Genomic DNA, 14,014 nt, shown 5'->3' on the forward strand with positions numbered 1-14,014 from the left:
AATACGAATTGGATAGGGGGAAAAAAGAAATGGCGATCACGTTGCGAAGATTGACGGAAACGAGCGAAATTGAGCAGTTGGAAGCGATGGAAGGGAAAATATGGGACCCTGCTTCTGCCATTCCGTACCACATGACGCTGACCATGCACAAATTTGGCGGACTGTTTCTCGGGGCGTTTGACGGAGATGAAATGATCGGGTTTTTATACAGCTTCCCAGGCTACACCAACGGGGAGACGCATCTCTGTTCGCACATGCTGGGCTTTTTGCCCGAATACCGCAAGCAGGGACTTGGCGTGCAGATGAAGTGGCTGCAAAAGGACGAAGCAAAAGCGATGGGCCATTCCAAGATTACCTGGACGTACGATCCGCTGGAAACAGTGAATGGCGTGCTGAACATCGTCAAGCTCGGCGGGATCGTCCGCACGTACTTGCCCAATTGCTACGGCGACCTCGATGACGACTTCAACCGCGGCTTGCCGACCGACCGTTTTCTCGTGGAATGGTTCATCGACAGCGGACGGGTAGAAGCCCGCCAAGCAAACGGAGCACCGCGACTGTCTTATGACGGCGCTCCAAATATTTTGCACTATGAGATCACGGATGGCATCCCGACCCCTGTTGCTCTGGCGACCGATCGGGAAGAGTCTGTCCTGCTCTTGCCCGTCCCTGCCTTCTTCCAGCAGGTGAAGCAGGCAGACATGAGTGTAGCCGCTCTTTGGCGCAAACAAACCGGCGAGTTGCTCACGACGTATTTTGCCAAAGGATACATGGTGACGGATATCGTCCGCGATGAGACAATCGTCCGCTACGTGCTTACGAAAAAGCCGCTCGCAGACATTCTCGCCTGACGCACAGGCATCCCCCTTTTACGCCCGCGGTTCCCTTCGCTCTCTTTTGGGCGAGAGAGCAGGTGTTGTGGTAAAATGGGGGATGCCTCACCCTACACCATAACTAAGGACGAAAACGAAATGAATCGATCACAGTACGATTTTGATGTCATCATTATCGGCGGCGGGCCTTCCGGGCTGATGTCCGCTGTTGCGGCTTCGAGTCAGGGAGCGCGTGTCTGCCTGGTAGAAAAAGGCGGGAAGCTCGGGCGCAAGCTGATCATTTCTGGCGGCGGCCGCTGCAATGTCACCAACGCCAAGGAACAGGACGAGCTGATCAAGCAAATGCCAGGCAATGGCCGTTTTATGTATAGCGCTCTGACGCAATTCGGCAATCGGGAAATCATGCAATTTTTCGAGGGCTTGGGAGTCGCCCTGAAGGAAGAAGATCGCGGGCGAATGTTTCCTGTGACGGACAAGGCGGTTACTGTAGCGCAGGCGCTCATTGACCTTTTAAAGCGGCAAAATGTCACCATCCGGCTGAACTCTCCCGTCCAGGAAGTGCTCTATGAAAACGGCAGAACGACTGGCATCTTGCTGCAAACGGGCGAAAAGCTCTCAGCCCCTTGCGTCATTATCGCGGTAGGCGGCTGCTCGGTTCCCCAGACAGGCTCGACGGGAGACGGATACGCCTGGGCCAAGGCTGCCGGACATACGGTGACGGACTTGTATCCTACAGAAGTGCCGCTGACCGCAAACGATTCGTTCATTCGCGACAAAACGCTTCAAGGACTGTCTCTGCGCGATGTGACGATGACGTTGTACGCCCCGAACGGCAAAAAGATCAACACGCAGGAAGGCGACATGATTTTTACCCATTTCGGGCTGTCTGGACCAGCCTCGCTGCGGATGGGACACTATGTTTCTACCAGCCAACGCAAATTCGGCGCGATCCCGCTGTCGCTCACGCTCGATCTGATGCCAGCGAAAAGCAAAGACGAGATCAACTCGGAAAGCTGGCAGCTTTTGGAGGAGCAACCGAAAAAAGCGGTCAAAAACGTGCTGAAAGGCTACTTGCCTGAACGGATTATCCCCTTGCTGCTGTCGCTTGCCGACATCTCGGAAGACACGACGTACAGCCATATGAAAAAGCAAGATTGGGCAAGCTTTGCCGGCATCATCAAAGCATTTCCACTGACAATCACAGGCACGCTTTCCTTAGAAGAAGCTTTCATTACGGGTGGCGGAGTCAGCGTCAAGGAAATCGACCCGCGGACGATGCGTTCGAAGCTGATGGATGGCTTGTACTTCGCTGGTGAAGTCATGGATGTTCACGCCCATACCGGAGGCTACAACATTACTATCGCCTTTTCATCGGGACATTCCGCAGGTACGCACAGTGCGGAAGAAGCTTTGGAATTTTTTTGCGAGAATAACGTTTAGGGGAAGACAAATCGGGGAAACTAGCAAGCAGGTACTCTTTTTTGCGAAAGAGTGATCAGCACCTTACTCCCCCCTAGTTGTAAGGTGCTGGTTATCAGACCTTTACTCCCTTTATCTTCCCTAGATGGAGCATCGCCCTCGTGAGCGATGCTTCTTTTTTTTTGCACAAAAAAACACCTGTCGCGTACGGAGCGCATTCCGCCTGCGATCAGGTGTTTTTTATAGAAAATGCTAGGTTAGGCTGCCATCCGGAACAAGTAGGCAAAGCCTGCTAAAACAAAGGCCAGGCCGAGCAAAAAGAATGTGTTCGCCCTTTGCTTCACCCGCTTTTCATTGCCCCGGAAATAGTGGTTCATCCGACTTTGCCATCTTTTCGTTCGGGGCTGAAGCATGACAAGCACCCCTGCGGCCATCAGGAAAAAGGGAAGGAGCTTCATCGGTGGCTCACCCCTTTTTCTTTCTGCGCAAAAGCCAGCGATTGTCTTCCTCGGCTGGAGCGCCTTCGATGACAAGACGCGCTTCCTCCGCCAGTTGGTATGCTTCCGCGAAAGCGAGCTGTCGGAATGATTGCTCCGCTTTTGTCAGCAGTTCGTTGACATGCCTGTTTTGGCGGCGGTAGCGGTTGGTGTACTGGATAGCTCCTTCCGCCAACTGGCAAGTCGAAATAATTTGCTCCGCCATTCGCTCTGTCTCCACGACCAGCTCGTGCGCATCCTGAACCAAAATCGCCACTTCCTCCAAATCGTAACGATACTGCTCCATGATCATCTTGATCCGTCCCAAAGTTTGCACGACTTCTTCAAACATGTACTTCAAATGATCGGGAATGCCAGGCAGGTAGCTTCGCTTGATTTGCTGGCGTACACGAACTAATGTACTCGAAATCCGCTCCAGCTCGTCGAGAGCATCGTCCTCTGTCTCGATCAGCAAATAAGCTTGCTCCTGGACTTCCTCTTCATAGACTGGCTGCGGCTCAGCCTGGGTTTTCGGGATCACCAGCTCGTACTCCGTCTCTTCCTCGACGTCACGGCTCGGCTTGGTCGGCGGAGCATGAACCGAAGTCGCTTTTTCCGAGTTGGCAGGCTTCTTGAGTGCTTGCAGCAGCACAGCCCGTTCCGCTTCGCTCAACTGATCGCGTGTTGCAGTTGCAATCATCGGCGCCGCTTCCGCAAAAGTCTCGTCAGCTTGCTCCTGATCGTATACTGCCGCTTTTGGCGCTTCATGCACGAACTCTTTTGGCTCTGGCTTGTGGATCACAGGCGCATGCTCGTCTTTGCTCGCCTGATTCCATACTTGTGCAGCCTGCTCGATGATCGCTGCCACTTCTGCATCGCTGACTTCGCGTTCTTTGTCAGTCGCAGGGGCATGCTCTCTTCCGGCTGCTTCTTCCTCGCTCTCGCTCCACTCATCTGCAAGCGGCTGCTCCAGAACCTGTGCGGAAGCGGAAGCCGCCGCAGCCTCGTGCTTGGCCATTACTCCTTCTTCAATTCCTTGATAAGTAGCGTCCAGCAACACATCAAAAGCTTTGGAGTGAGTCAAGACCATCTCCAAATTGCCTTCTTCCAGTGCGCTTTTCGCGGATGAAAGCAATTGCTTTGCCTGCAGCAGCGCCTTATCCAGCGCGTCCTGCTTCAAGTCAAAGCCGTCGCGCGTCGCTTGGCTGATTCCGTCCTCCAGCTGCTTGAACTCCTCCGGCATCGCCTTTTTCACGCGATGCACCAACGTCGGGAGTTGCTCCATCGTCTGCCCTACGCGTTCCAGCAGCTGCTGTGCCTTGATCGTCGTATCGTAGGCAGCGATATCGTCGCCTGCCGCCCGCGCCGTTTTCACCAGGCTTCGCATCGTCTCGACCTCATCCAGCGATGCTTTCAGCTCGTGAAACGACAGGCCGTATTCCAAACGCAAATCGGACAAGCGGCGCTCCATCTGCTCCACTTGCTTGCCGATTTCCGGGATGACAACTTTGTTCTCCTGTTTGGTAATCGCGACTTTTGAGGTGTCTTCCTTCAGCTCGTTCAGTTCATCCTCGATCTGGTTCAGCGTCTCGCGCGCTTCATCGAGCATGCCGAGCGCCAGCGAAAACCGGAAGCGGTCGCACGCTTCTTCCGCATCGAGAATCATCATCTCCACATCGGGAATGCGGATGCGCAGCAAGTTTTCCTTTTTGTCTGCCAGGTGGTGATAGCGCACCTCTGTCATGCCGCTGGAGCGGCGCAGCGGCTTTTCCACTTCGATGACATTGATTTTCTCTATCAGCTCATCCTTCCAATCTTCTACGTCGTCGACTAATTTAAAGATCGAGCGGCGACGAATCATGGCGTAGACCAGTCCGATTGACAAAGCCGCAAAGACAGCTCCGATCGCGTAAATCCACCACGGGATGCCGCCAAGTCCGTCTTTTTCCTCCGTCTGTTCCTGTGCTTTCGCATCGGTTGCACCCGCAGGAGCGGCAGCCTGCTTGTCCGAGATGCGGCTCAGTTCCCGGTTTACTTCCCCGATCAAAGTCTGGATGCCGTTCAAATACTGCTTCTGATTGCGGAATGGTTCGTAGTACGACGTCATTTTTTCATGCAGCATTTCCATCGATGCGCCTTTGGCCTGCAAAGCTGGCCCTGCATACATCCCGAGCTGCTCGGTGTTGTAGTCCAGGACGACCATCATCGCGTCATCAGCCAAATTGTAATTGTCAAACAGCTTCTGCGCGTACATGTCAGGGGATTCTGCTTCCGGTGCTGTGCTTTCCACTACGACAACTTTGTAGCTGCCAGGCAGATTTTGCATCGACTTCGCAAAGTTCGCCTTCTCTTCTTTTTTTAAGTAGTTGTCGGCGTCCTGCACAACTTCCTCTTTTTTGTCAGGAAAAGGCGTGGCGTAAGCCGGATTCGTATATAGCAACATGCCTGCCAGACAGAGCAGGAACAGTTTTCGTTTCACTTGTCAAACATCCCCTTAAAAAGTAAATTCATGGGAGAGGGCGCACCTTATGCCGGCAGCAAAATCCCATGCAAAAAACGCATGATGGAATCTTGCAGCCACCTGGCGAACTCCTCGGAAAACGGCTCCAGGTCATAAACCTGCCGAACCATCTGCGGTTGTAAAAACGGATATATCATCTGGCTGCTTACGGCCAGCACTATACGATCAATGGATACGGGCAAAAAATCACCCGCTGCGACTCCGCCTTCCAGCACCCTCGAAAGGCCGTGCTTCCAGCGGCTCATGTAAAGTGTCATCACTTCACGGGCAAGCATCGACTCGACACTCAGTTCCCGATGAATCAGCCTCGTGATCGGCGCGTGTTCCATCTGAAAACGCAAATACAGCTGAATCACCTGTTCAAGTCGTTGAATGGCAGAGACGTGCTCCTGCATCGTTTCCTGCTCCTCCAATAAACGAAACAGCGTCTCGAAGTAGGAAGCGATCAAGGTCTCCAGCACTCCCTGCTTGCCCTGGAAGTGATAAGAAATCAACGCGGAATTTACTTGTGCCTCGGCAGCGATTTGTCTAACGGATGTCCCTTTGTAGCCATACGTGTCAAACAGTTTGGCGGCTGCGGACAAAATACGCATTTTCGTCTGATCCATCGCTGGATTTCATCCCCTTTACACCCCGGCTGTGGCAAAACCGGAAAGCGACCATAGCCAAAAGAGTAGCGGTCGCAGTAGACACTCGATTTTCAACGGACATCTTTTCTATTGTACGGATGATTCGACGCAAAAAGATAGACCTGTTGTAAGTTCGACAAAGTTTTCCACTATTCCTCCTAGGAATAAAGACCGTCTGCGAAAAAAGCAGGGAACAATCCGGCCAGGCTCCTCGCAAACAATAAAGACGGACAACAGCCCGAAAGCGTTACTTCTCCGATTGGAAAATTGCACCGTGTACCAGACGGAGGCAACAGGCTTTATTCAAACAGTCAAAAGCAGCCGCAAACACCTCGCTTTTGCAGACGTGCGGGCATTTCTGGAAAAAGCTGCCTCACGACTCACAGAAAAAAAGACGCTCCCTTGCCCGCAGACATGGAAGGTGAGCGTCTCTTTCTTCTGCTGCTTATTTGCCGCCTTCTGCCGCAGTTGGCACCGGCTTGGCCCGACCGTAATTTTGCAAATACGTTTCTACCTGGGAGTGCTCTTTTACCCGCTGGTCGTTCAAATCGTATGCGGAGCGAATCGACATCGTCATGTTGGTAGGCAGCATCGTCTTCTTGTTGTAGTAAATCGTGTACTCCGCTTCCACATCCATCTGATCGACCATCGCCTTCACGTCCTGCGCCTGTGCTTGTTTCGCCTGAATCGAGACACCAGCCCCAGGCGCAGCCGCTCTCGTCCAGTTTCCGTCTGACAGCTGCATCGCCAGCTTGACCCTTGGCTTGTGGGAGGCGAAAGGGCCCGCTGCGGACTGAATCCGCGAGCCAGCCCCGGCTTGTTCCTGCATTTGCGCAGCCAGCCATTCTTTCAATTTGAGCGAATCCAGCGTCACACCGATTGCTTCGAGATCGTCCTGCGGATTTTCATCGGGCAGCTGGCGGACGCTTTTTTTCAGCTCGTCCATTTGCTGAAAGCAAAATGGCGGACTCCAGTTGTTCATCTCCTGCCGCAAAGCAACTCCTTCGCCCGGGACAGGCTTCCATTTTTCTTCCTGGCCTTGTTTGGCGTACAGCTCGCTTCCTTCGGAGAGCAACGACAAAGTCTCCACTCGCTGCTGTTCTGGAACGGAAAACTTCACGTTCATATACACCGCTTCCCCGTCTTTTCGCCCGGAGAAGTTCACCATGTTGGCATTGGCGCTGTTCGCTGTCAAAAGCTTTGTCCTTCCGTAAAACGCGTACGAGTTCTGCGCCGCAAACTGATCGCGCACCTGTTCAAAAGCTGAATGGGGGTCTTGCTTGACGCCCATTTGATTACAGCCTGTCAAAGCGGTGCACGCGATGGTCAAAAGGCACATGGTCCAATACTTGCGCATCTGGTTCCTCCCTCGGCTACCCCGGATTATGCCACTTCCAGGTGGTTGCAGGGTAATTGTCCCTTTTATCGTTTCCGGGGAGGAATAGGCTTATTCTGCTTGTTTCGCCAATGCCAGGAATCCGTCAGGCTACAGGTGATAGTACAAGACCCCGTCTTGTTCGCGCACCTCGATCTGATGCAAGATCATCAGCAAATCGATATGCCCGAGCGTCTCGGAAAGCGTCAGCGGCAGCTCTTTTTCATAAATAGCCGGAAACAGCAGCGTCGTCAGTTCATACGCTGTCAATTCCTTGTCAGCAAGCAGGCTGCGCAATGTGTCGGTCCGGCTCCAGTTTTTTTGCAGGCGAGAGGAAATCAGCTCGCGGTGGTTCCGGACGATCTCGCCATGACCCGCCAGCACCTGCTCGATCTCCATGTCTGCGCACATCTGCAAAGCCGTCCGGTACTGAACGAGTGTCAGCGGACGCGCACCCGAACGATCCCGCGGTGGCTCAATAAAGGCATTGGACGAAATATGTCCGATAATGTGATCTCCGCCGATCATCGTGCGATCCCGCTCCCGGTACAAGGACAGATGGCTCTGGCTGTGCCCCGGCGTGTAGAGAACCTGCCATTCCGGAAGATGCGGCACTTGTTGTTCATGCTTGAGCTTCAAGTCAATCTGGCTTGGCTCGGAAAAAGTCGTCATCAATTTGTGGAACTTCTCGATGATGATCAGCTTGTCGCTTGGCACGCCGCTTTTTTTGTACAGCTGCAAAAAGAACTGATCGTGAAAATCCATGAACTCCGCATCCAGCTCGACGTACGGCGCTGCCTGCGGATGCGCCAGTGTCAACGCCCCTGACTTTTGCCTCACTTTTTCCAATTGGCCGCAATGGTCAACGTGATGATGGGTCAGCACGATCTGCTCAATCTCTTCCACAGAGACGCCAGCCGCTTGCAGCCCTTCTGTGAGCGCCTGCCATGCCTCGTCTGTCTTCGGCCCCACATCGATCAAGGTCAGCTTCTCGCCTTTTATCAGATAGACGTTGACCGCTCCGACATTGAAGGGAGTCGGGATTTCCAGACAGTAAATATCCGGCGTGATTTGTGTCGCCTTGGTGTGCCATTCACGCATGTCCATTGCCAATTCCTCCATCTGCCTCTCAAGTTTGTCCGATTTTTTTCCGAAAAAGAGAAAAGAGCCATTTATTTGGCTCTAGGCGAGAACAACTTGGTTTCGACCAGAATTTTTCGCTTCGTACAACGCGATATCTGCTTGATGGAATAAGGCTTCGACGCTCAGATTCACATCCAGCTCCCGGTTCCATTTGGCCAGACCGCACGAGATGGTCACGCGCGGAGAAGTTTCCTGCTCCACACATTCCCTGATGCGCTCGGCAACAGAGTGGGCGGTCGCTTTGTCAACGCGCGGCAGGTAAACCGCAAGCTCCTCCCCGCCCCAACGCGCAGCGATATCGCTGTCTCTGATGCTGTGGCGAATGAGGTCGGACACCTGGATCAGCACTTCGTCGCCTACCTGGTGACCAAACGTATCGTTAACCGTCTTAAAATAGTCGATATCAATCAAAATCAACGAGCCGTAGCTGTCTTTTTCAAGCGAAGCCCTGACTCGCTCATTCAAATACCGTCTGGTGAAAAGTCCCGTCAAGTTGTCGGTAATGACCATCCGTTCCATCTCATTGTGCAAAACGGCATTGGTCATGGCAAGACTTGCGTGTTGGCCAAAAATTTCGAGCAGCTTGTAGTCGTCAAAACTAAAAAAATGATAGCGGGAATCTGCGACTAAAAGCACTCCGCTAATCTCACCCTCAACGACGAGCGGAACTCCCATGAGCGAGCAGCAGGAAAACAGCGAAAATGGCAGCGGACCTGTCCCTGGCTGAGCCAAAAGCAGCGTTTGCTTGCTCTGCATGATTTGCTGAAACGGCTTTTCCAATGCGTTGACGACTGTGCCGTTAAAGGCGGGAACAGATGAAGAGAGGACATCGAATTTGTCTTCCCCTGGCTGTTTGCGGAGAATCGCACAAAACTCCGCATCAAAGGTCGCCTGCATCATTTCTGTGACAAAATCTAGAATTTCCTTTAAATCAAGACTTTTATTAAGCTGTCGCGCCATTTCATTAATGAGGCGCAGTTCACGAATGAGATTGCGCGATTGCTGGTACAGTTGGGCGTTCTCGAACGCAGTGCCCGCTGTATCTGCCAAAATGGAAATGTAGTCCTTCTCGTGCTGGCTCAACGAAATCGGCTGTTCCGAAGTCACCTGCAAAACGCCGTAGATGCCTTGCTTGCCGAGGAGCGGAGCGGCAATGACAGTCACCCGCTGATCGCCTTCTCCCACTTCTTCCGCGATCAAGCGCCCTTCCAGGTACGCTTTTGTGCTGGTGGACGGCTCCACTTCCTGGAATGACAGCTGCTTGACGGGCGTAGTGGCATTCGGCTCTACCGTCAGGAACAGCTCGACGGAGAAATACGGGTACAAGCTGGGAATGCTGGTGACGATTTCGTGCAAAACGTCATTGACATCAATCGACGCCTGGATTTTGGACATGAGCTGGTACAACAAATCTTTTTTGCTGGCTTCACGGCGCAAATCGTCGGACATGATCGCCCGCCAGAGAGCGCAGCTCGACTTTTCCGCCACCTCCTGCAAAAAGGCGATATCCCGCACATCGTAGACGCAATCCTTTTCCTCGGGCGGCAGGTGCATAAACAGCGCATAGAGCGGGATGTCATTGAGGCTCACCGGAACGACGATTACCCGGTGATCGTCGAGAACCGAAGACGTCACAGGCGTATTGCCTACCCGCGAGACCAGCTGGTGGATGTGAGCCTGCCCGGGTTCAGCTTCTTGCGTGGTGACGATCTCCTGGGGAATCAGCACCCCGTCCTCGGACAGCTTCACTGCCGAGCAATGACCCTTGGAAATGATGTGACTGATTTGTCTCGTCAAGCTGCCGAGCAAATCCCGCGCGGTGTCATGCAGGGTCAAATCCGTGACAATCTGGCCGGTGGCGTGCTGGATGTACGCATCGTATCCCATGCGGATGAGCGGCTCCAGTCCGCGCATGTAAGCACGCAGATCGAAATCGATCTCTCGCTGTGGAATGAGCATGCCAATGACAGCCCGCACGCTCCCGTCCAGCTCCTTCAGCGGAAAAGCTCCGCAGACCAGCGTGTTCTCTCTCTTCGTCTTGACGACAATCTCTTTCGTGCTCAACGCTTCCGATACATAATCGCAGACTTCTTGTGTCTGCATGTAATGGCGTGCAGCGTCGGACAGAGAGCTTCCAGATTGACTATCATGCATGTCCATGAAGTTGATTATGCGGCCCCCGGAATCTGTCAAGAAAAGGATGCCTGGGCGCTTTTCCGGCCAAGATTGTAAGATAAAATGGGCCGTGTAGGAAAAGACCGTCTCTAACTTCCCCAACATTTTACTTGACACGAGAAACTCCCTCTCTCAGCATTTTCTCAAGCTTCCAAATGGTCAGTATCATTTACCTGGAGCACTTCCCACCTGCGATCGACGTAGCGGAAAACGGATATCCCGGTGTTGTCGATCCGCGTGATGCCAGTTCCTTGCTCCCCTGCTGTTACGTAATGCAAAAAGCTGTTGATCAGGCCGCCATGAGAAACCACGACAATCGCTTCATTCGGATGCTTCGCTGCCAGCTCGCTGAGAGCAGCAACCGCGCGCCGCTGCATGTCTTCGAAAGTTTCAATTCCACACGAAGCCTCATCCTGACTCTCAAAACGCTCGCGGATTTCCTCGTAGGTGAGCCCCTCCCATTGTCCGTAGCAGCGCTCCCGCAAAGTCGGATGCGCCCCGACGGAAAACGAGAAGTTTTCCGCTATTTTTGCTGCCGTGTCACGTGCCCGGCTTAAATCACTGGAATAAACTGCGTGAATCGTCTCGCTTCGGAACCTTCCGGCTACCAGCTCGGCCTGCCGCATGCCCAGCTCGTTCAAAGCGATGTCGCTGTGTCCTTGAATACGCCGAATCTGATTCCACTTTGTCTCTCCATGACGAACGAGGTACATGATGGTTTCCAAAACGCAATAGCCCCTTTTCTGTGGAAACCGCCCTGCATCGCCTGCCAAGCACAAAACAGAGCGGGGTTATTTTCAAAACATGCAGATGACCCGTTGCGGTCATTGGAACAGTCGAAACTGTCTTTTTCAATTGTAGGATGGATAGTACTACTTATTATATAAGATGGTTGTTCACAATTCTAGTTTCATCCGTTAACATTTGGTACAAAATTCCTATGTTTCTTGCTTTTTCGCAAATGCGCTCTCTTTTTTCTCGTTTCCAGATGAAACGATTCCACTCTTCCTCTCGTCAGAGGTTGTAAAGCAAATGATATTAACATCGTGGGGGGAATTTTCATGAAGCCTTGGATAATTCGATCCAGCTCATTCGTATTGACAGCAAGCCTGCTGCTTCCCGCAGCACAAGCATATGCCCAAACACCTGCAGCCGCTACAGGCAAAATAGTCGCTGCCAATCCAGCTGACAGCACTCTGCTGGCGGCGGCAAGCAAAGTAAAGCTGTCCAAAGAAGCGGCGCTTACTCTTGCGGCAAAAGTGGTTCCGACCAGCGGACTTACACTGACAAACGTGTCGTTTCGCTCCTCTGACAGCTGGCGCGCCTTCCCGGAGTGGTCGTTCAGCTGGACAAAAAAGGACTCGAAAAATGAGCAAACGCTTCTGTCGTACAGCGTCAGCATCCATGCCAACACTGGCGAGTTGACCTCTTACTCCTATTACGATCAAAGCAGCAGCAACCTGCCTTACGCCAAAAGAGTGTCCTATGAAGATGCCCGCACTGCCGCCGAGCAGTTTTTGAAAAAGCACAATCCGGGCAAAGCTGCCGAAACTCGCCTCTACCTGCGCGAGACGCCGAAGCAAAAAACGCCGCTCAATGCCGATGCTTCCTATACATTCCGCTTTGTCCGCGTGGTGGATGATGTTCTGTTCCCGGATAACGGAGCAGACATCACAGTAAACGGCTCAGGGGTCGTCAATCAATTCTCCTTGTCGTGGAACGAGGTGAAATTCGAAAAGCCTGACCAGGCGATTTATTTGGAGGAAGCGGAAAAGCTTTTCCAGGAACAGGCAGACCCGCAGCTTGCTTACCTTTTGCCCTGGAATCGTTCCGGTTCTGAAAAAAACAGCGTCTCACTCGCTTATAACAATCCGTTTGCTTTCTACATCGACGCCAAAAGCGGCAAAGCATTGAACACTTCATCCCTCACTCCCCGCAGCGAGTTGAAGGAGCCTGTCGCCGTCAGCAGCAAACCGCTCTCTCCGCGACGCTCCGGCGGGGTACTGAGCCAGGACGAAGCGGTCAAGTGGGCGGAAAAGACGTTTGACCTCGCCAATTACGAGCTTCGTTCCGCCAACTACAACGAAAGAGATTACCAGGCCAACCGCGCGATCTGGAATCTTGAATACGCCCAAAAAGGCAAGGAAGGCGACGGCTACGTATTTGTCTCATTCGACGCCGTAACAGGAGACATTTATTCGTACAGCAAAGATCGGCCTGTGCGAAAAGACGGGGAAAAATCCGGCAAGACTGCCGATGCGAAAAAGCTGACGGAAGCGGCGATGGAAACCGTGCGCAAGTGGACGCCGACTTCAGCACACCAGTTGTTTTTGCTTGATCGTGGCGAGAGTGAAGCAGAAGTAGAACCGTATAAATCCGACCGCTTCCGCATCTCGTTTGAACGCTACATCGACGGTGTCGCCGCAGCCAGCGGTTCTGCCTACCTTACGTACGACTCGGAAACAGGAGAACTTTTGTCCTACAACGCTGATTTCGGCGGCGAAACTTATCCAACGAAAGTACCAAAGCACTTGTCTGCGGCAGAAGCTGTCCAGTCTTGGTGGAAAGAATCGGAGGCAGAAGCGGTTTATGCCCTTGAACCGCTCAGCGAGGAAGACAACAAGAAAGTGCAGAATCAGCCGTCCTACATTCCGAAACGAACTGCGAAGCTTGTTTATCGCGTGACTGCAACGCCGTTCGAGCAGCCTTACTACCTCGATGCGACGTCAGGCGAGTGGCACTCGACTGCATCTGGAAAAGCGATCAACCTGCATCGCCAGGCACCGCTTGATCTCAAAGATCATCCCGCTGAAAAGGAACTGCTTTTGATGTACGAATACGACGCCCTCTCTCTGGAAGATGGCAAAATTTTGCCGCAAAAACCGATCACTCGCGGCGAAATGATCGAGATGCTCATGATCAGCCTGAACCAGGGCCAGCAATACCCGGTGTACTCCGCCGAAAGAAAGGCGACTTACAGCGACGTGGCAAACGGCTCCCGCTTCTTCTCCGCTGTCGAAGGTGCTGTAGACCGCGGCCTTTTGGACAAAAACGCGTCTGCACTGAATCCTGATCAAGCGATTACGCGCGATGAATTGGCCGACATGATCGTTCGGGCGCTTGGCTACAACAAGCTGACCGACTACCCTGGCATGTTCCAGTCGTCGTTCACGGATATCGCAAACGCCAAGCACCGTGCTTCGATTATTATCGCGACGGCCATGGGCATCGTGCCTGCGGAAAAGACGACGTTTGCGCCACAAGCAGCCGTATCTCGTGCGGATGCGGCCATTACGTTCACGCGCTTTTTGGAAAAACGCGGAACCCCGGAGTCTCTGTCAGCTGCCCTCCGCGACTAATAAGACTTTTGCGCCATCGCTCTTATAGGATGGCGCATGTCTTTTCGCTTGACTTCCCCACACTTCGCCTAGTATGATTAAGTG

10 protein-coding genes are annotated in these 14,014 nt (G+C 53.0%); 3 read left to right on the forward strand and 7 right to left on the reverse strand.

The genetic code is table 11. The annotated features are described in order from the left end of the window. Nucleotides 1-29 precede the first annotated feature (29 nt). Complete coding sequence (locus tag NST23_RS19705) at nt 30-851, forward strand: GNAT family N-acetyltransferase (RefSeq protein WP_122964029.1); 822 nt, start codon at nt 30-32, stop codon at nt 849-851. A gap of 120 nt (nt 852-971) precedes the next feature. Next, nucleotides 972-2,273, forward strand: a complete 1,302-nt coding sequence (locus NST23_RS19710; protein ID WP_340964407.1) for a BaiN/RdsA family NAD(P)/FAD-dependent oxidoreductase — start codon at nt 972-974, stop codon at nt 2,271-2,273. A gap of 236 nt (nt 2,274-2,509) precedes the next feature. On the opposite strand, the gene NST23_RS19715 is transcribed toward NST23_RS19710, so the two are convergent. From NST23_RS19715 to NST23_RS19745, 7 genes are all read right to left on the reverse strand, one after another. Next, the gene (locus tag NST23_RS19715) at nt 2,510-2,710 is read right to left on the reverse strand and encodes a hypothetical protein (protein WP_173598214.1); all 201 of its coding nucleotides are present in this window, start codon (nt 2,708-2,710) and stop codon (nt 2,510-2,512) included. A 7-nt stretch (nt 2,711-2,717) separates the two neighbouring features. Next, nucleotides 2,718-5,207 carry a septation ring formation regulator EzrA gene (locus NST23_RS19720; protein WP_340964410.1) on the reverse strand — a complete coding sequence of 830 codons (2,490 nt, stop codon included), beginning with the start codon at nt 5,205-5,207 and terminating at the stop codon, nt 2,718-2,720. Between the two features lie 47 nt (nt 5,208-5,254). Continuing rightward, nucleotides 5,255-5,857, reverse strand: coding sequence for a forespore capture DNA-binding protein RefZ (gene refZ, locus NST23_RS19725; RefSeq protein ID WP_063228134.1), 603 nt, complete (start codon nt 5,855-5,857; stop codon nt 5,255-5,257). A 466-nt stretch (nt 5,858-6,323) separates the two neighbouring features. Further along, nucleotides 6,324-7,235 carry a DUF6612 family protein gene (locus tag NST23_RS19730; RefSeq protein ID WP_173598216.1) on the reverse strand — a complete coding sequence of 304 codons (912 nt, stop codon included), beginning with the start codon at nt 7,233-7,235 and terminating at the stop codon, nt 6,324-6,326. A 129-nt stretch (nt 7,236-7,364) separates the two neighbouring features. Next, nucleotides 7,365-8,360: an MBL fold metallo-hydrolase gene (locus NST23_RS19735; RefSeq protein WP_340964412.1), complete on the reverse strand. Its 996-nt coding sequence runs from the start codon at nt 8,358-8,360 to the stop codon at nt 7,365-7,367. 75 nt (nt 8,361-8,435) lie between these two features. After that, a complete protein-coding gene (locus NST23_RS19740) occupies nt 8,436-10,676 on the reverse strand; it encodes a sensor domain-containing diguanylate cyclase (protein ID WP_122964023.1) in 2,241 nt (746 codons plus the stop codon). A 38-nt stretch (nt 10,677-10,714) separates the two neighbouring features. Further along, a complete protein-coding gene (locus NST23_RS19745) occupies nt 10,715-11,296 on the reverse strand; it encodes a histidine phosphatase family protein (RefSeq protein WP_122964022.1) in 582 nt (193 codons plus the stop codon). A 336-nt stretch (nt 11,297-11,632) separates the two neighbouring features. Here NST23_RS19745 and NST23_RS19750 point away from each other — a divergent pair, with 336 nt between their 5' ends. Next, the gene (locus NST23_RS19750; RefSeq protein WP_340964415.1) at nt 11,633-13,930 is read left to right on the forward strand and encodes an S-layer homology domain-containing protein; all 2,298 of its coding nucleotides are present in this window, start codon (nt 11,633-11,635) and stop codon (nt 13,928-13,930) included. Nucleotides 13,931-14,014 lie beyond the last annotated feature (84 nt).

It is taken from the genome of Brevibacillus sp. FSL K6-0770, assembly GCF_038000275.1.
Lineage (GTDB): Bacteria > Bacillota > Bacilli > Brevibacillales > Brevibacillaceae > Brevibacillus > Brevibacillus parabrevis.

Bases quoted from the DNA above. Each gene is read 5' to 3' on its own strand.
- NST23_RS19705 (WP_122964029.1), top strand. From the start codon at position 30: ATGGCGATCACGTTGCGAAGATTGACGGAAACGAGCGAAATTGAGCAG.
- NST23_RS19710 (WP_340964407.1), top strand. From the start codon at position 972: ATGAATCGATCACAGTACGATTTTGATGTCATCATTATCGGCGGCGGG.
- NST23_RS19715 (WP_173598214.1), bottom strand. From the start codon at position 2,710: ATGAAGCTCCTTCCCTTTTTCCTGATGGCCGCAGGGGTGCTTGTCATG.
- refZ (WP_063228134.1), bottom strand. From the start codon at position 5,857: ATGGATCAGACGAAAATGCGTATTTTGTCCGCAGCCGCCAAACTGTTT.
- NST23_RS19730 (WP_173598216.1), bottom strand. From the start codon at position 7,235: ATGCGCAAGTATTGGACCATGTGCCTTTTGACCATCGCGTGCACCGCT.
- NST23_RS19735 (WP_340964412.1), bottom strand. From the start codon at position 8,360: ATGGACATGCGTGAATGGCACACCAAGGCGACACAAATCACGCCGGAT.
- NST23_RS19740 (WP_122964023.1), bottom strand. From the start codon at position 10,676: ATGTTGGGGAAGTTAGAGACGGTCTTTTCCTACACGGCCCATTTTATC.
- NST23_RS19750 (WP_340964415.1), top strand. From the start codon at position 11,633: ATGAAGCCTTGGATAATTCGATCCAGCTCATTCGTATTGACAGCAAGC.